This window comes from uncultured Duncaniella sp. (assembly GCF_910578445.1).
Lineage (GTDB): Bacteria > Bacteroidota > Bacteroidia > Bacteroidales > Muribaculaceae > Duncaniella.
On the sequence record NZ_CAJTQC010000003.1, the window covers coordinates 185,664 to 210,535 of the forward strand.

Annotated in this window: 18 protein-coding genes; 7 read left to right on the forward strand and 11 right to left on the reverse strand. The window is 46.9% G+C overall.

The genetic code is table 11. The features are described from left to right. Positions 1-71: 71 nt before the first annotated feature. From QZ311_RS03135 to QZ311_RS03185, 11 genes are all read right to left on the reverse strand, one after another. The gene (locus tag QZ311_RS03135; RefSeq protein WP_297063763.1) at positions 72-1,721 is read right to left on the reverse strand and encodes a putative transporter; all 1,650 of its coding nucleotides are present in this window, start codon (positions 1,719-1,721) and stop codon (positions 72-74) included. Between the two features lie 162 nt (positions 1,722-1,883). Then, on the reverse strand, positions 1,884-2,393 hold the full coding sequence (locus QZ311_RS03140) for a DKNYY domain-containing protein (protein ID WP_297063766.1): 510 nt from the start codon (positions 2,391-2,393) through the stop codon (positions 1,884-1,886). A gap of 92 nt (positions 2,394-2,485) precedes the next feature. Next, positions 2,486-3,196 carry a hypothetical protein gene (locus tag QZ311_RS03145; RefSeq protein WP_297063768.1) on the reverse strand — a complete coding sequence of 237 codons (711 nt, stop codon included), beginning with the start codon at positions 3,194-3,196 and terminating at the stop codon, positions 2,486-2,488. A 199-nt stretch (positions 3,197-3,395) separates the two neighbouring features. Further along, positions 3,396-3,920, reverse strand: coding sequence for a hypothetical protein (locus tag QZ311_RS03150; RefSeq protein WP_297063771.1), 525 nt, complete (start codon positions 3,918-3,920; stop codon positions 3,396-3,398). Positions 3,921-4,005: 85 nt separating this feature from the next. Then, entirely contained in the window at positions 4,006-4,683 is a 678-nt protein-coding gene (locus QZ311_RS03155; RefSeq protein ID WP_297063772.1) for a hypothetical protein, read from the reverse strand. 151 nt (positions 4,684-4,834) lie between these two features. After that, positions 4,835-5,611, reverse strand: coding sequence for a hypothetical protein (locus QZ311_RS03160; protein WP_297063774.1), 777 nt, complete (start codon positions 5,609-5,611; stop codon positions 4,835-4,837). Between the two features lie 329 nt (positions 5,612-5,940). Beyond that, positions 5,941-7,329: an MATE family efflux transporter gene (locus tag QZ311_RS03165; protein WP_297063776.1), complete on the reverse strand. Its 1,389-nt coding sequence runs from the start codon at positions 7,327-7,329 to the stop codon at positions 5,941-5,943. Between the two features lie 237 nt (positions 7,330-7,566). Next, complete coding sequence (locus tag QZ311_RS03170; protein WP_297063778.1) at positions 7,567-8,907, reverse strand: trigger factor; 1,341 nt, start codon at positions 8,905-8,907, stop codon at positions 7,567-7,569. 154 nt (positions 8,908-9,061) lie between these two features. Further along, the gene (locus QZ311_RS03175; protein WP_297063781.1) at positions 9,062-11,614 is read right to left on the reverse strand and encodes an alpha-amylase family glycosyl hydrolase; all 2,553 of its coding nucleotides are present in this window, start codon (positions 11,612-11,614) and stop codon (positions 9,062-9,064) included. A 151-nt stretch (positions 11,615-11,765) separates the two neighbouring features. Next, the gene (locus tag QZ311_RS03180) at positions 11,766-13,232 is read right to left on the reverse strand and encodes a hypothetical protein (protein ID WP_297063783.1); all 1,467 of its coding nucleotides are present in this window, start codon (positions 13,230-13,232) and stop codon (positions 11,766-11,768) included. Between the two features lie 177 nt (positions 13,233-13,409). Continuing rightward, complete coding sequence (locus tag QZ311_RS03185; protein WP_297063785.1) at positions 13,410-15,104, reverse strand: glutamine--tRNA ligase/YqeY domain fusion protein; 1,695 nt, start codon at positions 15,102-15,104, stop codon at positions 13,410-13,412. A gap of 649 nt (positions 15,105-15,753) precedes the next feature. Between QZ311_RS03185 and QZ311_RS03190 the strand changes: the two genes are divergently transcribed. The 7 genes from QZ311_RS03190 (at position 15,754) to QZ311_RS03220 (ending at position 24,870) form a co-directional block, all read left to right on the forward strand. After that, complete coding sequence (locus QZ311_RS03190) at positions 15,754-16,728, forward strand: virulence protein RhuM/Fic/DOC family protein (protein ID WP_297063787.1); 975 nt, start codon at positions 15,754-15,756, stop codon at positions 16,726-16,728. A gap of 538 nt (positions 16,729-17,266) precedes the next feature. Next, positions 17,267-17,851: a DUF3575 domain-containing protein gene (locus QZ311_RS03195; protein ID WP_297063788.1), complete on the forward strand. Its 585-nt coding sequence runs from the start codon at positions 17,267-17,269 to the stop codon at positions 17,849-17,851. 37 nt (positions 17,852-17,888) lie between these two features. Beyond that, positions 17,889-19,301 carry a DUF3868 domain-containing protein gene (locus tag QZ311_RS03200; protein WP_297063791.1) on the forward strand — a complete coding sequence of 471 codons (1,413 nt, stop codon included), beginning with the start codon at positions 17,889-17,891 and terminating at the stop codon, positions 19,299-19,301. Between the two features lie 17 nt (positions 19,302-19,318). Continuing rightward, the gene (locus QZ311_RS03205; RefSeq protein ID WP_297063792.1) at positions 19,319-21,097 is read left to right on the forward strand and encodes an Mfa1 family fimbria major subunit; all 1,779 of its coding nucleotides are present in this window, start codon (positions 19,319-19,321) and stop codon (positions 21,095-21,097) included. A 259-nt stretch (positions 21,098-21,356) separates the two neighbouring features. After that, positions 21,357-22,391: a FimB/Mfa2 family fimbrial subunit gene (locus QZ311_RS03210; protein WP_297063794.1), complete on the forward strand. Its 1,035-nt coding sequence runs from the start codon at positions 21,357-21,359 to the stop codon at positions 22,389-22,391. A gap of 12 nt (positions 22,392-22,403) precedes the next feature. Then, a complete protein-coding gene (locus QZ311_RS03215) occupies positions 22,404-23,558 on the forward strand; it encodes a hypothetical protein (protein ID WP_297063796.1) in 1,155 nt (384 codons plus the stop codon). Positions 23,559-23,598: 40 nt separating this feature from the next. Further along, positions 23,599-24,870 (forward strand): FimB/Mfa2 family fimbrial subunit, encoded by a 1,272-nt coding sequence (locus QZ311_RS03220; protein ID WP_297063798.1) that lies wholly within the window; start codon positions 23,599-23,601, stop codon positions 24,868-24,870. Positions 24,871-24,872 lie beyond the last annotated feature (2 nt).

Below are 24,872 nucleotides of genomic sequence, written 5' to 3' on the forward strand. Positions count from 1 at the left end.
AGTTTGGGTGCAAAATTACAAAAATTCCCTCGGCTATAATGTTAAAAGCGAGGGAATTTTTTATGTCAGTGTTAGAAGAAGCAGAGTATGAGTGCCTGAGCGGCTACAACACGGAGGAACATTGTGAGAGGATAGACAGTCGAATAGGCCACGGCAGGTGCGTCAGACCCGGTCGAGTTGTTTGCATAGGCAAGGGCTGGGGGATCTGTGCAGCCACCCGAGACAAGACCCATGATTGTCAGGAAATTGATTTTGTAGACTCCTCGGGCGATACATCCGACGATAAGAAGCGGTACGAAAGTGATTATGAATCCCCAGATGACCCACCACATACCTGTGGTGTTGAAGACCGTATCGGCGAAACCGCGGCCTGAAGAGATGCCGACGGATGCAAGGAACAGACATATGCCAAGCTCGCGCATGAGCAGTGATGCCGACGACGATGTGTAGGTGACAAGTTTGAACTTGTAGCCGAAACGGCTCAGAAGGATTGCCACTACGAGCGGTCCGCCGGCGAGTCCGAGCTTCATGCCGAAGCCGACGTTGATCGAGCCGACTATGATACCGAAAAGGATTCCGACAAAGATAGTGATGAGGTTGGGCTGGTTGAGACGCTTCATCGAGTTGCCGAGGCGCACTGAAAGACGCTCGATGTCGTTGAGGTCGCCTACGACCACGAGGCGGTCGCCCATCTGCAGGCGCAGACCGGGAGATGCGAGAAGGTCGACTCCGGCACGGTTGACGCGTGTGCAGTTGAGTGAATAAGCTGTGTGAAGACGGAGGTCGCCGAGGGGCACGCCGTTATATTTGCTTTGTGTGACGACGATGCGGCGTGAGTAGACCTGACTCTGGACTTCTTCCCAGTCCATTTCGATTTCATGGCCGATGACCCCTTTGAACTTCATTTCGTCATTCGGGCCGAGGACCACAAAAATCTTGTCGCCGACATGCAGCTCGGTTTTCGACGTGGGGATTATCACTTTGCCGTCAGCTCCCATGAGACGCGACACGACGAAGTCGCAGTGGAGTATCTGATGAAGGTCATAGAGGGTTTTGCCGTCAATGAGTTTGTTGGTGACCTCAAAGGAGACAATCAGCGGTTTCTGCTGCGAGCTTTCAATCTCGTCCTCGATTGCCTTGATTTCATCTTCAGTGCGGATTTTGAATACAGCCTTGACAATGAGCATCGAAAGGATGATGCCGATTACGCCGAGAGGATAGGCGGCTGCATAGCCCATAGCCATAATGTTGATGGCTTCTGTCGTGCCTGCTGTCTGCTGTGCGGCTGCAAGACCGGGGGTGTTGGTCACCGCACCCGACATCACACCGACAAGAGCTGAAATCTCGGTGTTACCGTCGATATAGAAAATTGCAAGCACGATTGATACGTTGAGCACGATGATCAGGACTGCAAGTCCGTTGAGCAAGACGCCTCCTTTCTTAAATGAAGAGAAGAAACCCGGACCGACCTGAATACCAATAGCGAAGATGAACAGGATCAAACCGAATTCGCGGACGAATTTCAGTACTTCGGGGTTGACTATGTAGCCGAAGTGGCCCATGATGATTCCGACGAAAAGCACGAAAGTCACCCCGAGCGAGATGCCTCCTATCTTTAGCTTCCCGAGGAAGATGCCGGCTGCGATGACAAAGGAGTAGAGCACAAGCGTACTCGCGAGCTCCGTATGTCCCGGCCCGATAAGGTCAAATAACCATTCCATTGTTTAAAAAAATATTGACTATATGAATTGTAACAATCTTTTTTATTGGCCCCTCTGCATATTCATGAGGTTTTCGCTTTGAGAGTGCAAAGGTAGGAATTTTCAGCCGTTTTTCTACAATGCCACCGCCCAAAATTTATATCTGTTAAATTTTGATTTAAATTATAAACTTCTTTGTTTTGCGCGGAGGATGATTTTATCATCCCAAGGAATCCTTTCCCCCAAGAAATACATATAATGCTTATCAATTCCGTATGTCTTATAAAGATATTTGAATGTCTTGGGGTCCGCACCTACCACCAGATACATTTTGATATAGTCAATATCTGCGCACCCCTCGCTATCAGCTTCCCACCAGTCTTCGCAAATGGCTGATATAGGGTAATATACATGGTTTTTATCCTTGGCATATTCGCAATCCTTTGAGACGACAAAAGACCTCGCATCTATTTTTTTCAAAGGTTTAGTATATTTTATACAGCAATTTATGTCTTCGACTGTCGTACCGTATATTGAATCACCAACCCTGAGAAACCAGCCTTCGCGATCCATGTCATTAAGCGGACGCCACTGAGCTGTATCGTTCACCTCGTCATATCCTTTATGGGTATGTAACACCCATGCAGATGTTCCCAGAAATAGGATTATCATTAATAAGTCTATTTTTTTCATGATTTTATAAATTTAGTACGTTATATAGTTCTATAAATGGTGCTTTTGAAGTAAATCGTAATCTTCTGACAGTTGTCGTCAAAAAAATTGTATCATCCGAAAATCGCCTCCCAAATCTTCCGCAGCCAGTCGACAAAGCGCTGCCAGATGGATTGAGGAGGCTTTTGATCATGATCGGTGGAAAGATTTTTTGCGGTATTATCGATTGCGGTTATGGATATATGGACACTGTCTTTATCTGATTTTATAGAATCCATCTTTTTTGTCATCATTACTACTTTCCGTAGTGAGTCAAGTTGAGCGATTGTAAACCTATCGATTTCACCAAGATTACAAAACGACACCGTATCAATCCTTGTTGCTCCCCTATTAAATATAATTCTTGCAAGATAGTGGTCGGTTATGGGACTAATATAGCGTTGGGCTTCATTTCCTATGTGTCTTATCAAATCCGGTTCCCATGATTTGACAAGATTATAATACACACTTAATTTTTTATCATACGATGACACTGTTGATTCTGTGTAGTAAAGCACTCTGTGGCTATTATTTTTCCACACGTTAATACTATGGTTACGATTATCATGTATGACATCAGCAACATATATTGTGTCGCACTGCTCGTTAATGTTGATTTCTTCTGTAATTGGTATGGATAAGATTGAGTCATTGATAGCCCATCGGTCATCTTTAAGTTCCGAAAATATCCTGCGAGGCGTTTTGAGAATCCATGTTGAAATATCTTCCATCATTTGAAACGATGATGCTACCGCACAGATTATAAGGGTTGTGATAAGTTTCATTTTATTAATTTTTTTTATATAATTATGAGTATTAGAGTACATGTAAGGGGATAAATTATAATATCCATTATTGTGGATGGATACCCCAGCTGGGAAATCATCGTAAGCTTTTCTATAGGGAAGAAAATGTTCAACTCTAATAGCATTCTCCACATTGCCTTACATAATCATGACATCGCCTAAAGCTAAAATAACCTCATTACAATCCGACCTCTGTTTTAGTATCTGTAATAACGATATGGTTATCTTTATATAAAAAAAAGTCGGGTATCTTATCAAAATGTTTCTGAAACTCCTTTTCAGTAATCATGACTATACGTTCCTCATAGTATTCGCATGCCCTACTATTAGACATTATAATAATCTGAAAGGACTCGCCGGGTGATAGTAGTTTAATGAAATTATAGCCCAGATATATGTGATAGTTGATAAATTCGATATTAGGTTCCATAATAATATGACCAAAAGAAAAATCATATCCTTTAGGAATCGACCAGAAATAGCGTTTGACTAAAAGTCGTGGTGCAATCTGTCCTACTGGAGTAGGATTGACCCAAAAATAGCAGTTATCCTCAGTTTGATTGTCAATCTGTATTATATATTTGTCAATAACTTCGCCTTCAGATTCTACTATAATACTATCATTCCTATATGATTCACAGGCATGACTCCGCGATAAAATCATAATGGTCAGTAAGCCAGTAAAAATTCTAAGAATATTCATTATTTCATAAATTTAATAGTAGTTCGTTTACTATTTAATATCGTATCTACTAATATTTATTTGTGTCTGTAGATTCTGAAAAATTCTATAATTTCTCCTTTATATCATTAGGCCAAAAAAGATCATAGTATTTGAACATGTCGATGCGGATAGACTTTTGTTTTATAATTACTCGGCTGATGCAGCTTGGAGCAGGATTGGATCTGTAAAAGCCGTTAGGATACTTATCTTTTCCATATTCCTGAAGTTCTTTTTTCCGCCATGATGTGATATAATTATATTCCCTCAGACCCTCTACTCCGAGGTACTTGTAGTTATTCTTTGTGAACAATGTAATATGGCCCACGACATCCGGTAGGGAATATATACTGTCCATAGTATGCCAGATAGACATTGAATAAGTCCCATCTTTGTTTATTGTCTCCTTTATAAAGATTGTATCGGGAATAGCGTATTTTAAATGATTCAAAATAAACGGCTGTGAGTAGAAATGTGATTCTGCTTTTACGTCATATGAATCATATTCAACCTTCTCACGTCCTAAATGTTGTATTGACGTTATCTGTTTGAAAATCCAGGGCAATGATAATTCTTTAGACAGTTTTAAAATCAGAGTGGTATCCCTCCATTCATTCGGATGGATATGTGAGTTCATATATGGACTATACGTTTCATAGAGGTATTGTTTATCCTCCGCACCAATATGCAGTGCGGTAACAAGAAGAATTCCTATTATCGAAAAAATTAGTCTATATGTTTTCATTCTTGTCTAAATTATGATTTCCTATTTTGGTAAAATAGGGGTGTAATATTTGAACATATCAATTCGGACTGTTCGAGGTCTTATTATTATTCTACTGGTACAAGTTACTTTTGGGCGTGGAATGAAGCAGCCATCATGTTCTTTACCATTTTCATAATATTTTACTGCCCCTCTTCTTCACATCTTTTTTTAGTAACAAATGGTCGTTTTCCTCCCATCGAGCTTTATCTTCAGGCCATAGTGGAGAATAGAACTTTAACATATCAATTATTACCGAATCATTTGTAAGTACGATTCGAGTAGCGCATACAGAGTAGGGGTTAGAATTATAATGGCCCTCGTATTGTTCACAGCAACCATATTCTTGCAGCTCTTCTTTGCGCCAATCGGAGATATAGCTAAATATGTTAAGTCCATTAGTCCCTTTTTTGATAGAGCCTAATTCGCCTTTTCCTAAAATGTTTTCAAATTTCGTAATTGATCCATCATCATTTATTGACATTATTATTTTATCATACCAGAAATATATGTCATAGGTTTGATCGTGATTTATTCTTTCCAAAACATACATTGTATCTGATGGAAAATCAGTGATTTTTGTTTTAAACAACTCGATACCAAACCTTCTAGCTATACCTTTTAGCTTGTATGGATCATATTCAAGAATATCGCGACCTTTGGTCTGACTTGGAATCATTAATGGGAATAAAGAGAGTAAATCCATGTCGGTATTACGCTCAAATTTAAGCGTGATATCCGTGTTTTCTTCCGGGAAAATATGTGATGCTCCAGACTGATATTTTGGGTAATAAATATCAGTCGATGCTATGATGCTGTCTGAAGATTGAGTTGTCTCTGACGCTTTTGAATTCTTTATATGATTGCATGAACATAGACCAAGAATTAAAATAAATAATAAATTTTTCATAGGTATGATAGGATTAAATTAGCGTATGATGAATCGGGTTGATGGGATAGCAAGTGGCCTATGCGTATTTTCCTTCCATAGAGTTTGGTGTATAGTATTCAGTTGCAAGATGATTGCCAAGACCCTCTCATATCATATCGAACAGTAGACTTTCTTGTTACATTCGCTATTATACTAAGAAATTAACAGAATCCTAATGGCATGGCGCTACACCTTGCGATAAGGCGCAAGTTAGTGATTATTTGGCTGTCAGCCAAATAATTTCGGATAAAATGTATTGAGGTAAGGACGAAAAACGAAAAATATTGGTGGCCTATCTGTATTGAGGGTCACGCTTGGGTGAATTCTGTCTCTTTTCTGGCGACAGCTTTTGTAAAAGATGTGCGCAGCAGTATTGATGCGACAAGCAGAGCACCTGTAAAGCTGTAGTACACTCCCAGATTGTGCATGTCAAGATACTTTGCCAATAGCAACAACAACGGTATCCCGACTATCAGATAGCTGACTATCGAAATCCAAAGCAGAGGTTTGACTTCCGACGTACCTCGCAGTGCGTTGGCATAGGTAAGCTGTATGGCATCGCCATACTGGTAGAGGATAAGTGGCGGAATCAGTGTCAGGGCAACTGCCACCACCTCAGGATCGGGTGTGAAGGCATAGATCAGATTGCTTCCTCCGATCAGGAATATGGCCGAGGCTATCGTTGCAAGCACAAGGTTGAGGTGGAGTCCGGCCGATGTGATGCGTCGCATTCCGGCGATGTCGCGCAGGCCTGTGAAGTTGGCCACACGGATTGAAGTAGCCACGCCGAAACTCATATATGTCATGAATCCGAGCTGTGCGATGGTGTTGACCACCTGATAGGATGCGAGCTGTATTTTGCCGAACCAGCCTGAGACGATTGCCCCGAAGCTCCAGAGGAAGCATTCGACTCCGCTCTGAATCATGACGGGGTAGGAGGTGGCCCACACTTTACGGCGTATGTTCCCTGAATCGGCAGAGCCTTCGCGGAGTCCGGCTGTGTATGGGCGGTAGCGGCGCGACAGGAGTATGAATACTACTATGCCGGTCATGGCTATGTAGCGCGCTGTCATTGTGCTTAGTCCAGCCCCGACGAGTCCGAGCTCGGGAAATCCGAAATTGCCGTAGATGAGAGAATAGTTGCCTATGATATTGATTGCATTCGCTCCGAGTATCATCCACATGGGAGTGGCTGTGTCGGTCGTGCCGTTGGCGGTCTGCTGGCAGCAGTTGAACACGGCCATCGGCAGAAGTGTCGACAGGACTATGAGATAATATTGCCGGATTAGCGGTAGCAGTTCCTCCGGCTGTCCGAAACGGTCAAGGAAGAAATATAGTCCACCCATGATGGCTGTAAATCCGGCTGAGACAAGGATATTGATTTGCAGTCCGCTCCGCAGAGTCACTCCTACCGTGTGATTCTCTCCTTTTGAATATAGCGCTCCGATAATCGGTGTCATTCCTGCTGCGAAACCAAGCTGCATGACTGTGACAATCATAAACAGAGAGTTGACAAAGGCGGCTGCTGCAAGTTCATCTGTTCCGTAAGCCCCCACCATCATAGTGTCTGCGAAACTGACTACGATAATGCCGACCTGAGTCACAAGAACCGGGAGACCAAGTCGCCAGAGGTTCTTATATTCAACCTTATAGGCTTTCCAGAAGCCTGCTTTACGTGCTATTGTCGATGGATTCATAGATGAAGTATGACGGTTAATCTTGATTCTGGGATGCAAAGTTACAAAAAATTAACGGTCAAAGCCTTATAACAGCCTCTAAGATGCGGTCAGGTCTTTAAGAAACACGATGGAGGTGGCTGTAATGAGTGAGGTGCATACAGAAACATCCCATAGCTTTACATCAAAAGCTATGGGATGTCGGTTTCATGTCGCTGTGGTTACTGTCGTGACAGTCCACATGACCTATGGGATGTCTCAGGCTTCCTGTGCGATTTTCTTGAAGTCATCGAGGCTGACAGTCTGCTTGTCGAGGCTGACAGCATTTTCGATAGCGTCATAGAGCTTGGAAGTGAGAACCTGCTGGGTAAGCTGGTTGCGGATTTCAGCCTTTTCGAGCTGTTCCTTAGCGTAGCGGGTGATGATTTCTTCGTCGATGCCTGCCATGCCGTACTGTGCGAACTGACGGGCTGTAAGGAACTTGGCCATTTCGAGAACCTCGTCGGCTTCAACCTTGATTTCAAGAGCCTTGAGAAGGTTGGTTTCGATGATTTCATGCTTGATGCCGTTTTCCTGAGCTGCATAGGCTTCATCGGGATTCTCAGCTTCTGCGAAGAAGAGTTTCTTGATGGTCTCTGCGGGGAGAGTCATCGAACCATACTTCTCCATCATGGCCTTGTCGAACTGGTTGCGGAAAAGGATGTGGCTGTTCTGTGAAAGCTCGTTGGCAATCATTTCCTTAACGGCAGCACGATATTCCTCTTCGTTGTGAACCTTGTCTTCGCCGAATACCATCTTGTAGTATTCTTCGCCGAGTTCTGCGGGCACGTTGACGATGATTTCAGAAATTGTCATCTCGAAGTCACCCTTGATGTCGGCAGCGATATCCTTGTCGACATGGAGCATTGAAGCGAGCTCGCCTGCATCGCCGCCTGCAGCCTTCCAAGGATTGAACACGACTTTGTCGCCGGGCTTCTTGCCTGCGAACTTGGCTGTTTCTTCCTTGTCCTTGAAGTAGAGGGGGAACACGATGCCGTCGGTTACCTGAATAGCACCTTCGTTCTGGCTTACGTTGCCGTTTTCGTCGAGCTGCATGAGAGCACCCTTGACAACACCGTCCTCGGTCATTTCCTGTCCGGGTTCCTGCTTGCCGAAGCGCTTGCGCATGTTCTTGTCCTGCTCGTCGATCATCTCGTCGGTCACTTCGATTTCATAGAAAGGATAGTGGTCGTCCTTCGAGGGCTTGATGTCGAGCTGGGGAACGAGGGCAAGATCATATTTGAATTCCTGATCGCCTTCTTCGAATGCCTCCTTGACTTCAACGGGCACGGGGTGACCCATAACGGGAAGATTGTTTTCAGTGATGAAATCAACCACTGCACGATAGACAGTGTCGTTGATGACATCGCTTGTCATCTGCTTGCCGAAACGGCGTTTGAGTTCGCCGAAGGGCACATGACCCTTGCGGAATCCGGGGATGGAGTGTGTGCGGCCGAGCTCTTTGAGCTTTTTGGTCACATCGTCCTTATAGTCGTTTTCTTCAATCGCCACGGTAAGACGGATGTCTACGGGTGAAATCTCTTCCTTGGTAATTTTCATTTGGGTAATGTATCAGTTTTTTATTAATATTTTTGCTCTTTTCAGCGCTGTCCGTGCGGACGGCGTTCAATCAAGGTGCAAAATTAACAAAAAATTCCCGAAAAGCAAAGATGGTCGCTAAAAGGGGTGTGAAAATTCATTAAACACACGTTTTTTACATAACTGCCACTTTGACAGCGTTTGAGTCGACAACGACAATGTATATGCCCGGTGAGAGGCGCGAGCCGGTCGGGATGCTCATGCCACCGAGCGTAAAGATTGCCACCGATGTGTGGGGGCTGAGCACACGGATATAGCCTCCATCGTTAACGACGACTGGACGGGATGTGTCTGCGCTGTCGGTGATTATGTCGTCTATTCCTGACTTCGGTCCTGACACATAGACTGCAAAAGTTCCGGCAGGAAGGGTCAGGCCGTTGGCTGTCATTGAGGGGGTGACATTTGTGCTTGCTGCCAACATGGTGTACTTGCTGTCAGAAAGGAAGGCGGTTGTCCCGGTGGCAGGGTTGGTCGGGAAGGGAATGGTCGCGCTTTCCGTGATTTTGGCTGAGGCAGGATTGACCACGAGGTAGAGTTCCGAAGTTCTGTCGGTCAGTGAAATGTAGCGTGCGGTAGAAGAACTCAACTCTACATTTGAGGTTGCGTCCTCACGGAAAAGTGCTGGGTAGTCGGCGCGGATGGCGCAAAGAGCCTTGAATGTGGCGAGCAGTCCCTGACGTGCAGGCGATGAGCTGATGTCCCATGAGACTTTTTTGGGGCTTGTGTCGTTTCCGGCACTGTTTTTGGTTGTCTGATTGTTGGCGATTTCTTCAAACTGCCAGATCATGTGAGCGCCGGGCGACAGCAGCATCTGGGCAGCCATAGAGCCGATGCGCTGGCAGAGGGCTGTGAAGTCGCCTTTGACGACAGATGAGCCGCTTGTCGTTCCATAGGCAACGCGTTCTTCGTCATGGCTCTCAGCATAGCTGACCGTCGAGCCCCATATACGGTTGCCGTCCTGAGGCGCATAGAATCTGCTGAGTGAGGTGTCGCCTGTGCCCATGACATAGTTGCGGGCGTTCCAGTTGACATTTGCCCAGTTGATTTCGCCGTCGCGGGCCATGTCGTTCTCTTCCTCGCTTCCGGCAAGGTTCTCATTGATGAAGTATGCGTCAGGATTAGTGAGCCGCATGCTTTCATGAAGGGCTTTCATGCGGGCCACGCGTGTTACGTTGAAGCGGTTGGTGTTGTTGTCGTTCGGCGTGCCCCATGTGTTGGTGGTTGCGTCGAATGTGTTGCCGTATGAATCGTTGTCGCCGAGTCCTTTAACGAGGTCGAAACGGAAACCGTCAACCTTGTAGGCTGTCATCCAGTAGTCGAGCGCGTCGCGCCACTGTTGCTGCACGAGCTCGCAGTCCTGATTCCAGTCGTTGAGCACACTGTAGGAGTGTGGGGCAGAGCCGTTGTAGAACGGAGATATGTTGCGGCGCACCATGTCATACCACGGATGAGCGCCGTCGCTCTGATTGAACACGATGTCGAGAATCACGGCCATGCCTCTTTCGTGAGCACCGTCGATGAGCGCACGGTAGTCGTCGGGTGTGCCGTAGGCTTTGTCGGGGGCCATATAGAAGTTCGTGTTGTAGCCCCATGAGTTGTTGCCTGCGAATTCCATTATCGGCAGCAGCTCGATTGCGTTTACTCCAAGCTCTTTGAGGTAGTCGAGCTTTGAAATCACGCCTTTCACAGTGCCTTCGCCGAGGGCTTTGCCTTCAGTGCCTGTGAAGTCACGGATAAGAAGTTCATAGATTATGAGGTCGCTTTGCGGGACACCCTTGAAATCGGTCACTTTCCAGTCATAGACATCGCGCTCGCTGTTGAACACGGCCAGAGGAACACCGGTGATTTTTTTCGACGGGTAGGCCGGCAGTTCAGGGAAGACCGTATTGGGGATATATTGGTCGTTGTTGGGGTCAAGCACGAGATGTGCGTAGGGATCTCCGACATTGATACTTCCGTCCACATTATAATAATATATGTAGTCCTTGCCTTTCTCAAGGTTTTCGAGTGTGAGCCAGAAATATCGGTTGCCGTTATAGTCCTGATAGTTCATGACATATTCCGGAGCAGGGGTATAATCGTTCCATGAACCCATCATGACGACATTGGTTTTGCCGGGTGCGGCGATGCAGAATGTTACAGAGCCGTCAGCGTTGATTTCAGTCCCCATCTTCGGTGTTCCGCCGGGATAGACAGCTTCTTTCGATGCCGGGAAGTCCTTTGGGAATACCTGCACGAAAATGTCGCCTCCGCATCCGGTCTTGCACTCAGAACTGCTGTCGGAGTTGCGGAATACGAACGCAAGTTTCTCGATGCTTTCACCGGCAGCTGTGATGTTGTAGTATTCGCGCAGGTCGGGAATGCGCATTTCCCATGTGAACGGGCCGGTGTAAGTGAGTTTATATTTCTCTGTGTTTGTGCCCCATGTGGGCGCGTTTTTCCACTGTCCGTCGCTAAGGTTGGTGATGACCCCAGTGTGGGCATAGATTCCGGTAGAAGCCGATGCGCCGACAAGTCCTCTGTTTCCTCCGTCGGAATGGAATGTGATGACAATGTCCTTGCTGTCTTCAGTGATGATTGCCGGAGAGGTCGTGATGCTCTGCGCGGACATGGCGATGCTTGCGCTTATGGCAGACATCGCCCAAAGCTGGCGTAGATTTAATCTCATGTCTGGAAAGATTGTTGAAAAATGTTGGTTGAAAAGAATATTTTGTAAGTATGATGTCGGGAAACGTGTGCCGTAGAGAGGAGAAAGGGGCGTAGCAGAAGTAAGGTAGGAAAAGAGGAGGGGAGTGACCGGGAGGTCAGTGGGGTGCGTGTCAGATAATCATCGGGTCAAAATCGTCGGCAGAAATATTGTCATCCGATTTTAGGGCGTGGATGATGTTTTTGAGATTTTCCATATAGCCGATCACCATAGAGCCTGTTGCGGCAGGGGTGAGACGGAACATGGCGCTTAGTTCGGTGTTGCTGTGTTTGCGTCGGTAGGCGCGGACGGATTTCAGTATCTCCTGCGCTTCTTCGAGCGCTTCTTCACGTCGGCCGAGGCGCACGAGGCTCATCAGGAACGGGAACGATATGGCTGGCAGGTACGGCCATTGGCCGAGACGGTATTTCGCATGGTAGAGTCTGACAACATCCTCGAATCTGAGGGCGAAGTAGCAAACTTCGAGCATGAAGGCGATGTCGTTTTCAAATCCTTTTATTTCGTCGTAGATCAGACAGACAAGGGCTGCAGAGCCAAACTGTCCGTGGACCACATGTCCGCGTGCCCATTCGACAGCGTCTTTTTCAGTTATGAATCCGGCTGCAATTATGCTGCGCACATATGGTTCGGCAATTTTTCGGTCAAGGACAAGAAGCACGTCGATTGCCAGCCTTGAGTGAAGATGCTCTTTGAGATATGATGTCAGCATGGCCACAGCTTCGGTCTGACGGTCACACTCGATGAGTGCTGCGGCATATGTCGAGATGTCGGTCTCTTCGGCTTCGGACGATGCGATGACTTTGCCATAGATCGAGGCCACTACTTCGGGACCGCGTTCGAGGCGGTAGAGGGCTGCGCCTTTGATGCGCAGCGCCATGATTGAACCTGCGTCAATGGCAAGAGCATATTCAGCCGACGACAATGCTCCTTCGTAGTCCTCGCGGTTTATCTGTACTGTGGCGAGGCGCAGCCAGAAGTCGAGGGTGAAAGGCTCGAGCATGGTGAGTTCCTCGAATAGCTGTGCTGCGGTTTCAAGGTCATCGTTCTCTTCGGAACGGTCGGCGAACTCGTAGAGGAATGTCTGGGGGTAGGAGCACTTGGACTGTATGCGGTCGCGGTTTGACTTCAACCAGTCTTCAAGGTGCATTTCCATCGCATAGTCTGTGAACTGTATTATCTCCTCGTCTTCAAAATCTGTCGTGGTGTCGAGTATGGCTTCGAGTTCTGCAATCATTTCCTCTGAAGTCATGCTGAGGTCTGAATTGCGGGCACGCAGGCTTAGCAGTTTGTTGAGGATACCTTCCTGACTGACGCGGTTGTTGACTTCGGTTGTCACTTCGACATCGCCGAATGAATAGTAAAGCCATGCACGGCGGGTGGCCAGGGCTTCGCTCTTCGGATAGTGGACGGCTCCGTAGAGCAGTACCTCCATCTTTACGATATAATTGTCATAGTCAGATGCGTAGTCAAAGATTTCAATGAGGTCTGTTTCGTCGAAAAAGGCCTCGGTGTTGCCTCGTTTGACCACTTCTGATTCAAATTCTTCGTATAAGTCGCGTCGGTCGTTGCGTTCGTCCATGTAATGGTGAGAAAATATTAAGTATAACGTATAAAGTTTGAATGATTGAGTGTCGGGCGGATGGTCGCAAGGCCGGATGCTCCTTGTGGCTTTAGAGGATAAAGTATCGGACTAAACGACTGTAGTCCGATACTTTATTGCCGGTTTTCAATCCTTATGCTTTATCCGATGGATTCTTTATGCTTTCCAGCTGTCTTTAAGGGCGATGGTGCGGTTGAAAATCAGTTCGCCGGGCTTTGAGTCCTGATCGAGCGTGAAATAACCGATGCGCTGGAACTGTAACGGAAGTCCCGGTTTTGCGATTTCGGCGAGGTATGGTTCTACCTTTATGTGCTCTACGATTTTTAATGAGTCGGGATTGAGCATTTCGCGGAAGTCACGTTCGGTTTCGGCAGCAGGATTCTCTACGTTGAACAGGCGGTCGTAGATGCGGGCTGTGGCATCGATGGCATGTTCGGCCGAAACCCAGTGGAGTGTTCCTTTGACCTTTCGTGAGCTTCCGGGCAGTCCGCTGCGGGTGTCGGGGTCGTATGTGCAGTAGATTTCCTCGATGTTTCCGTCCGAGTCTTTCTTTACGCCGGTGCATTTGATGATGTATGCACCTTTCAGGCGTACTTCTCCGTTGGGAGCGAGGCGGAAGAATTTCTTGGGCGGATTTTCCATGAAATCGTCACGTTCGATATAGATTTCACGGCTGAAAGGCATCTGGTGTGTGCCTGAGCCTTCTTCTTCGGGATTGTTTTCCATCTCGACGGTCTCAACCTGTCCTTCCGGATAGTTCGTGATGATGACCTTGACCGGATTGATGACAGCCATACCGCGGGTTGCCACTTTGTTGAGGTCGTCGCGGACAGCATGTTCAAGCAGTGAGATGCTGTTGAGGGCTTCATATTTCGTATAACCGATGGCGTCGATGAAGTTGCGGACGGCGCGCGGAGTGAAACCGCGACGGCGCAGACCGGAAATGGTCGGCATGCGGGGGTCGTCCCATCCTGCAACGAGTCCTTCCTTGACAAGCTGGAGCAGCTTGCGCTTTGACATGACTGTATATGTGAGGTTGAGGCGGTTGAACTCAATCTGGCGGGGGCAGTAGCTCTCGTCGGCGAGTTCTTTTACGAAATATTCATACAGCGGACGGTGAGGCACAAACTCAAGTGTGCATATCGAGTGGGTGACTCCTTCGAAATAGTCGCTCTGGCCGTGTGCGAAGTCATACATCGGGTAGACTTTCCAAGTAGTGCCTGTGCGGTGGTGGGGAGTCTTGATGATTCGATACATGATTGGGTCGCGGAAGTGCATGTTGGAGCTTGCCATGTCGATTTTGGCACGGAGCACGCGTGCGCCTTCCTCAAACTCTCCGGCGTTCATGCGTTGGAAAAGGTCAAGATTCTCTTCGACCGAACGGTTGCGGTAGGGGCTTTCAGTTCCGGGTTGTGTCGGAGTGCCCTTCTGAGCTGCAATCTGCTCGGAAGTCTGATCGTCGACATATGCCTTTCCTTCTTTGATCATGCGGATGGCGAGATCATAGAGCTTGGGGAAATAATCAGATGCGTAATATTCACGGTCACCCCAGTCAAATCCGAGCCAGTGGATGTCTTCGCGGATTGAATCCACGTATTCAACGTCCTCCTTGACAGGGTTGGTGTCGTCGAAACGCAGGTTGCATGTACCGCCAAACTTTTCAGCGATACCGAAGTCCATACAGATGGCCTTTGCGTGGCCTATATGTAGATATCCGTTAGGTTCTGGTGGAAAACGGGTGTTGAGACGGCCTCCGTTCTTACCGGCCTGAAGGTCCTCGAGGACAAGCTGTTCGACAAAGTTAAGGCCTTTGGACTCTTGTGGTGGTGTGACTTGACTATTATTTTCCATTACGGGAGAATGTTAAAAAATATGGTTTTGTCTGTATTTTAATGTGCAAAGATAGTCACAATTTTTTGAAAACACCCAACTTGGTTCCAAAAATCAGGTTTATGCAAGTCTGTAGGTCTGATTCTTATCGTTTCACCTCTGAATTTCGATGGCAGCGACTTTGGCAACACCAACATCGTCTGACTGCACCAAAACTGTATTCAGAGACTGTCAATATTAATAAGTACGCATAGGATTGTTTTGCGTTTGGTATTGCGACATCGTCAACGGTCAGATTATTTTCGTCAAATCAGGCACTTTCCCGACATTCCCAAATCTTTCCCCAACATGTCCCAACAAATTTTTCACGACAGAACTAATTGGAACAATCAAGTGATAGCGGAATCTTCCGATTCTCGTTATACTGCTTGTTGGTTTGCAGTGTGACCATTGCAATGATAACGCAATTCAGGATAGCATAGCACTCCATTAAAATGAAAATCCATGAACAATTCACTAATTAGATGCAAAATCAAGGAATGATATTATCAAATCGAGAAATACACCCGCGCCGTCGATTCTCTCAAACGCGAAGCCATCGACTCGTTGCCGGATATCTCCTTTTGACCAATCGTATTTGATTGAAAATTAAAAAGTATTACTTTTGTATATGGAAACGAACAATTCTAACCTCGTAATCTACAAGGCTCCTGACGGAAAAATGTCGATTGATGTTACAGTTCAGAATGAGACCGTATGGCTCAGTCAGAGACAAATGGCAGAACTTTTCGGCAAGGACCAGTCTGTCATCGCCCGTCATATCTCCAATGTTTTCAAGGAGGGAGAACTGGAGAAGGAAAGTAATATGCAAATTTTGCATAATACTCTTTCAAAGTTCAAGCCAACGCAGGTTTACAGTCTTGATGTGATCATATCTGTTGGCTATCGCGTCAAGTCGAAACGAGGTACTCAATTCCGTATCTGGGCAAATCAGGTTTTGAAACAGTACCTCTTGCAAGGCTACGCCATTAACGAACGAGTTGCTGCGCAGAAGTATGACGAGTTGAGCCAGTTGGTAAAGGTGTTGGGTCGCACCATACAGAATCAGGAGAAGCTGACGGAGGACAGCCGTTCGTTGCTTGATGTAGTTGTCGATTACACATACGCACTCGACACCCTCGACCGCTATGATTATCAGGAGTTGAAGATTGAGGACACCACCGGCAAAGAGGCGTTCCATGCCACATACGAAAACGCAATGGAAGTCATCCGCGAACTTCATGAAAAATTCGGTGGTAGCACATTGTTCGGTAACGAGAAAGATGACTCCTTCAAAAGCTCAATCGGTCAGATTTACCAGACTTTCGGCGGTGTTGACCTGTACCCATCTGTGGAGGAGAAGGCGGCGATGCTTCTGTACCTTGTTACCAAGAACCACTCTTTCAGTGACGGCAACAAACGAATTGCCGCCACACTGTTCCTGTGGTTCCTCAACGGCAACGGTATCCTTTATAATGAGGACGGCTCAAAGCGTATCGCCGACAACACCCTTGTTGCTCTCACTCTTATGATTGCCGAAAGCCGCACTGAAGAAAAGGACACAATGGTCAAAGTAATCGTCAACCTAATCAATAAGAACAACTAAAGTTCTATCTTTTTTTCATCTCTCCTCATAGAGAGATTAATCAAACTACATATTCAAGATAGATGAAGATTCTCTATAATCTTATAGAAGAAACATATAAGGCGCTACTTTTTTATGAAATATCGGTTACTTTCGTAAGATAGCGGTTTTATAAATCATAGCGAATAAAACAGATGAAGAATTCCTCGTATAAATTACGATTTATAAAATAAAGTCTTCATGGAAGCCGTCCGTTCTGGCTATTGGCTGTAAATGATTTAAATAGCCTATATATTGCGTGTGTAGTATGTGTAAAATTGATGTATATTAGTGGGTGTATCCCGTATAAAGGCGTGTAACTCGTTGTAACTCATTTGATTAACAAATTTTAACGGGGGGGGTAATTTTTGTTTGCATAATTGTGAAAAAATGTTGAATTTTGCACCCCGAAAAATGCAATTAAACCATTATCACCAACTGTGCAGATACAGCTGCAACAGACTGCCGGATGCTCTCTATTGCTTTAAAGTGATAAGGAAATTAACAAATACAGATTTTGATGAAATCAATAAAACAATTACTATTGATGCTTGCAATCTCTGTTACAAGCGCAGCGTACGGACAGGATATTGCCGTAAAGACAAATGTCCTTGACGATTTGATACTTGATATCAATATCGGAACCGAGATAGGATTGGCTCCTAAATGGACTGTGGACATTCCCCTAAGCATTAACGACTGGAATCTAAGCCATGATCGCCGATGGAAACATCTATCCATCCAGCCCGGTGTGAGATATTGGTTCTGTGACCGTTTTTCCGGTCATTTTGTCGGTTTGCACACCCATGGCGGTATATTCAACATGGGAGGCTTTGACGGCAAGATCAATATGTTAGGGACGGATTTCACCAAACTTGCAAACAGTCGTTTTCAGGGATGGTTCATTGGCGGTGGAATCAGCTACGGCTATGCGTGGATGCTGGGAACCCATTGGAACATCGAGGCCGAGATTGGCTTCGGGTATTCTTATTCGCGCTACGACCAGTTCCGTTGTGCAGGATGTGGCAAGAAGGTGCGTTCTAATATGCCGCATAATTATGTAGGGCCGACCAAGGCCGCCGTCAATATGGTGTATTTGTTTTAAACAGTAAGTAATTGTGAAAAGGTTGTTGAGTTTGGCTATGCCGGCAATATTCGTTTTGTTTGCCGGTGCTGAAAACGTCGTGACCAATGTGTCTGTCGAAAATCTGAGAATGGAAAGAGACGGCGGTCATATCTGTATTGATATGAACCTTGTACTTTCCGAACTTGATGTTGAATCAAACAGGAGTGTGCGTTTGTCGCCGTGGCTTCACAAAGGCAGTGATTCAATTCCTCTTCCCTCGGTTGACATACACGGACGACGCCGGTATTATTACAATCTGCGAAATAACAGTAATATGATGGTCTCCGGCAAAGACCGCATGGTATTTCAGGCCAAGGAGGCGCCCGGGCGGGTTACATATCATGAGCTCGTGCCTTTTCAGGACTGGATGGACGGAGCTACAATCCGAATACAGCGAACCGACAATGGATGTTGCGGGCATGTTCTTCTCAACGAGCATGGCGATGTCGGTATGTATCAGGACCGATTTTTCCCCGATCTGCTTTATATCAGGCCATCGGCTTCGCGAGAGAAACGACGCACTCTCGAGGGCCGGGCATATATCGACTTTCCGGTTGACCAGACCATAATATATCCCGATTATCGACGCAATTCAATTGAGCTGACGGCAATCCGTGCGACAATTGACACAATCCGCAATGATGTCGATGCCAAAATAGACAGCGTGTGGCTTAAGGGTTTCGCATCGCCCGAGAGCCCTTATTCACACAATACAGATCTTGCCAAAGGGCGAACAGAGGCTCTCCGCCACTATATACAGCAGCTGTATCGCTTCGACGATGTGACCATGATAACCGACTTTGAGCCGGAAGACTGGGCCGGACTACGATTGGCCGTTGACGGCTCAAATCTTGACCACCGCAGTGAGATACTCAACCTAATCGACTCGGACATGGAACCTGATATGAAAGAGAATCAGATAAAGCGTATGTATCCTCAGGACTATCGGTTCATGCTCGACACATATTATCCTGCGTTACGCCATACCGATTATAAGGTATCGTATGTCATACGCACATATCACGACCCTGTAGAGATTCTTGCCGTGATGAGAGAACATCCACAAAATCTGAGTCTTAATGAGTTCTACATCGCAGCCGGCGATATGGAACCCGGAAGCGATGAATTTACGGAAGTATTCGAGACGGCTGTCAGAATGTTTCCCGATGATGCTATCGCAAATCTCAATGCTGCTAACGCGGCCATACGTCAAGATGATTTAGCGAAGGCGGCCAGATATATCGAAAAGGCAGGCAACTCTCCCGAAGCCATTTATGCGCGAGGCGCAATGGCAATAAGGGCTCGCGACTTCAAGACAGCCCGCCGCTATCTTACCGAGGCAAAGGAAGCAGGGCTTGCAAAAGCGGCCGAAACTCTCGATGAGCTTGAAAAGAGGATTTCATATTCACCTAATAATAAAACAAATTAAAAGACCTAAAGTTTATTATGAAAAAAAACTTTATTCTTTTGTCGGCTGGTGTGATGCTTCTTGCGAGCGGTTGCTCTAATGACATCACAGAACCTGACATCAACCCGGGTAATATGTCGGATGGCAATGCCAGATATATTACCGTAGCAATTTCGGGTCTGCCCGAAGCAAATTCCCGTGGCGATGAGAACTCAGACTATGAGTTTGGCTCGGAGGCAGAAAACACAGTGAAAAGCGTGCGTTTCTATTTCTTTGACGATAATGGAGCCGCCGCTAACGTGAAGCGCTGCAGCGATGGTTCTTACCTCAACTACTTCGATTGGAGTGCCAAAGAAGATCCCGAAATCGATAAGAATGAAGGCGCCAATGCACCTAACATCGAAAAAACCATCAAGGCAACTCTGGTCATCAACACCAAAGAAGGCGACCATCTTCCGACAAGAATCGCGGCAATTGTCAATCCCACAACCCAGCTTGGCGACGAGTCCCGCGACCTCGCATCTCTGCGCAATGTAATTAGCGACTACAAGACTTCGATTGCCAACTATGGCTTCACAATGAGTACATCGGTATATCTCGGTTTGAACAAAACCGAAGTAACCAGCACCGAAATCCCCGAGTCTTCAATTCAGGATACGCCTCAGGGCGCTCTGCTCCAGCCGGTAGTGGTGTATGTCGAACGTGTGATAGCCAAGGTGCGTGTTAAGGTTGATGCCACATCTTTCGAAGGTCGTATCAAGACCATCGGCGGCAATACAGCCATCGCTCTTGTCGATGACAAAAACAACCCAATCATGGCTGATGACAAGCCGGTATATGCCAAGTTCTCCAACTGGAATCTCACCGGAACCACCTCAAAATCATGGCTTAACAAGCACATCAACCCGGCATGGGATGGAATCACGGATTTTGACTGGACATGGAACTATCCTACATTCTTCCGCAGCTACTGGGCATGGAACTGCCCCGGTGCAGGTCGCAACTATTTCTCATACAACCAACTGATTGGCGAAACCGGCCAGAAATTCGGAACAACGGCTTCTTCGCTTTACTGCTCCGAGAACGCAGCCACCAACACCAATTTCGATAACGGTGTCGGCGACCAGTATCCCACGTGCGGTATTCTCTGCGCAGTTCTCTGCTATGAGAACGGCAACCCGGTTGAATTCTACAAGTTCCTTGGCGAAACACACATTGGTGAAGACAACTTGATCACAGCCATGCTCTCATCAATCCAGAGCCGTAAGCAGTTATACTCTTATAAAGAGGTCGGTGGCAAGAAGGTGTTTACCGAAATCTCGAAAGAAGACATCGAACTCGAAACAGCCTATGCTGCAAACAAAGCCACTCTTGACAATGCAACAAAAGGACGCTACCATTCTTACCTGACACTCTCGAAGGTCGGTTCAGGAAAGAAGTGGTTTGCATCTGACAGAGAGGATCAGGATGTAACCAAAGACTTCCTCAAGGAGGCAGATGTAATCAAGTTCATCCAGGAGACAACCGGCGCGGTAAATATTTGGAAAGAAGGTATGACTTACTATTACTTCCCCATCGAGCACCTCGGCAAGATGGGCGCTGACGGCAAGAACTATGGTAAGAACGGTGTTGTGCGCAACCATATCTATGACTCGACCATCACCGAACTTTATGGTCTTGGCACACCAGTCTACAACCCTGATGAGACAATATATCCCGAAAAGCCCAAGGACAACGATTCTTATATTGCCGCTAAGATCAATATCCTGTCGTGGCGTCTGGTCAACAACAACGTAAAACTTGAATGGCCCAAATGATGAGTCGGAGATTTCATATTCTCAACTGATCACAGAATGATAATGAACGGCGGGAAGCTGAAGCCCGCGCGGAGGTTTCCCGCCGTTCACTTATTACTTCGAACCTGAAATTTCAAAACATCTCTCTGAAAACCTGAAGGCCGGCGCGAATATAACACTCCCGTATGGTCTTCCACCAATTGATTGAAAACTCTGCGGAGATGATATCTCCGCTCCAGATATATTATATAAAAACCGAATATAGAGCGTGTTTAAAGTCATGAAATCATGTTTATTGGGTAAATACGTCATGCAGGCCTTGTCAGCGTTGGTTGCATGCGTGTTCATGGTGTCCTGCACGGGCTTCTTTGATTATGAAGGTGACTGCCGTGTACGTTACTTGGTACGTTTCAAGTACGACTACAACATGAAGTTTGCCGATGCCTTCCGGCCTGAGGTCGATGAAGTGACTTTGCACCTCATTGACAGCGACGGGAACGTAGTTTGGCGAAAGACAGAGTCGGGCGAGGCTCTCAAAGCCGACGGATATGCCATGAATGTAGACGTGGCCCCCGGAACATATTCAATGGTGGCATGGTGCAGTTCGGCTTCTCCAGAGACATTCGAGGCCGGGTTTGACGGCACGCGTGAAGGTCTCCATACCCGCTTCTATACCGAGAGCGCCGACGACAACTCTCAGCACATCAGTAAGAAACTGGACCGTCTGTTTCACGGATACATACCCGATGCCGTTTTCCCCGATGCCATTGAGGGAGATTTTGAGTACATGATTCCATTGACGAAGGATACAAACCACTTTGTAATCACACTTCAGCAACTATCCGGCGAACCTATCGACAGTGAACTTGTCGAGTTTGAGATTACCGACGACAACACTCATCTGTGTTGGGACAATGAGCCATTGGCGGGAAATACGACCACATATCACCAATGGTATAAAACAACCGTCGATGTCAATCTTGGGTCCGACAGCAGAAATCAGACGGTGGAAAACAACCGTTTTGCCGGCGTAATCGCCGAGCTCACGACATCACGACTGATGGAGAACAGTTCCGCCCGACTCAGGGTGTACCGCACCGACAACGGAGAGACCATAGCGTCGATCCGGCTTATCGACGCGCTGTTGCTCGTCATGGGATATGAGAACTCGCACAGACTTACTGCACAGCAGTATCTTGATTATAAAGACGAATACAACATGACATTCTTCCTCGATGCCAACCACAAGTGGCTCGACGGCTCTCTTAAAATTGAGTCGTGGCGCGTCGTTTACAAGGATGTGGAGCTTAACTGAGCATAACATTGTATGTATAATCAGTCGAAAATAACAAAAGGAACTTTGCTGTGGGGTGTCCTGTTAATCCTCGGATTGACACTCGGGGCTTGCAGCACCGGCTATAACGAAGATATTTCGTCTGACCGGCAGCAGACTAATATGGTAGTACGTTTCACCCTCCCGGAATCGGCATCGGCATCTGCGAAATCGAAGGCGGGAGACGGCTATGAGGACGGTTCTGTAATAGAAAATTATATAGATGTGCAGAATAGCTGCAAGGTGTTGTTTTTCTCGCAAAACAACACCTTCCTCGGACTGCTCGACCGTCAGGTTGTGGCCGAAATCGACAAACGGCAGTATAATGTTTGCGGCATCCCGCCGCTTAATCTGCCGTCAGACTTCAAGATAATGATTGCAGCCAATTGGCCCGATATGTCGGTCATCGACAACGCCGTTGCCGGAGCTACGACAATCGACGACATCTGTCATGCCGCAGCTTCTGTGTTTGATATGCTTCCCGGACTGATGCTTGATCTCGAAAAGGGACATCTGATGCCTTTCTTCGGCATACGTTCGTATTCGGGAATACCTATTCTGCCCGGGACCACGACATTGCCCGAGCCCATCACACTGTTGCGCGCAATGGCCAAAGTCGAGGTAATATTTGACGTTGACGACCGAGACTCAGAGCTGACACCGGCAGTTACTTTGTGCCACTTTAATGGCAAAGGGTATTGTGCGCCCTACCGCGTCTACGACCAGAATGACTACGGACAGGGCAATGACTGGGACTCAGACTATCTGCACCGCCTGCATCTCGTCACAGACGACAATAACAATGATAAGGAGGCCTCTGGCCGCCGCGCCGAGTTGGCAATGAGTGCCGATGGCTCTTACCGCTGGACTGCCTATATTCCTGAATACCGCAATCTAAAGGCCGACGGCTCTCCTGCTCCCGACGAAGCTTATATAGAAATAAAGCTGGCATCGCAGGCCCCGGACGAAAAGCCGTTCAGAATCTATTTCTCTTTATATTCGGGAGAAACCTCTGCCAATACGACACTTCCGCGGTTTAATATTGAACGCAACAATATCTACCGATTCAATGTGTCGCTCCATCACGGCCAACTTTCAATCATTGCGCGTCCCTGGAACTACAGACCTCAGCCTGTGATAAACGCTTGATAAAGTATCGATACTCTCTGTAAACATTATCGAGTTGAAAATGAAACTTAAAAATCTGCTATGCTGTATCACGACAGTTATGCTGTCGTTTACCGCCTGCACCGGCGATAATTCCGATATTATGCCTGAAGTCGTTACGGCCAGCTGTGCCATACAGTCGCGCGCATCAGGCGATACACAACCCGAGACGCTTCCCAACGAACTTATAAACAACTGGTGGGTGGCATTTGTCGATGCCTCGGGAACAGTACGTTCAATTGTGGAAAACTCGCCACAATTGGCCTCTCCGGTCGAACGTGATGAATTCACGGTCGACCTTCCGGTTGCCACATATACGCTTTATGCTTTTGCCAATCTTTCGAAGGAACAGCTCTATCAGAGAACAGGCGTGAAGTTTGTTGTCGGCGAAAAATTAGTGAAAGAGCCTTCCGTTGCCGTATGGGACAACATGACAAACAATCCTGAAAAGACGGCACTCATCCCCATGAGCGGAACCACGACAATCGACTTTCGTAATACACAATCTTTTACCGTCGAGGTTATCCGTATGCTTGCCAAAGTCCGCATTTCGGTGCAAAACACTTCGTCGGCCAAGCTGGAGGTGAAACGCCTTTCCTTCGGCATTCTCAACCGTGGTCCGGTGCGGCTGCTTCCCGACTATAAGGCTCTCGAATCGTGTCCGGATATTATGGAATCGGCAAAAAACGGGAAAGAAGAGCTTACGTTCGACAACATGAACGTCAGCCTCGGTGTCAACAAGTCTATGACCCATACATTTTATGTGCGCGAATCGGCGGCCAAGTGGACTCACCCCACCGGACGCTACTTTGTCACTTTCACAGTTTCGCGCCCCGACGGAGCGACTGCCGATGAACACTACGCCATCACCGACGACCTTCAGTGGATACAGCGCAACGATTTCATTGATATTCCGATTGTGATATCCGATATGACTATTGATTGGAGTGTGCTGTTCTATCCTCCGATCGGCGGCTATCCAGCCGTAATGACCGAGGTTGAAGGCGACACTCATTTCATGACATTCGGAACATCCGGCAAGTTCAGAATCAGACCGGAGATTAAAGACAACAACCGAATCGTGCCCCCTGCCGACTATGATTTCGAAATAACTGAAATCAATGGCGACAAAAAAATCTTCACAAATCAGCCGGAAAAGAATACGGTTACCGGCGAAATCATAGGCGAGCTTTCCTCTGTCACCGGCACGGCGACTCTTGACTGTAAGGTAACTGTCAGGTACGACGGTTACGAAACAGTCAGGACCCGTAGGCTATATATAATCAGAAAATAAAA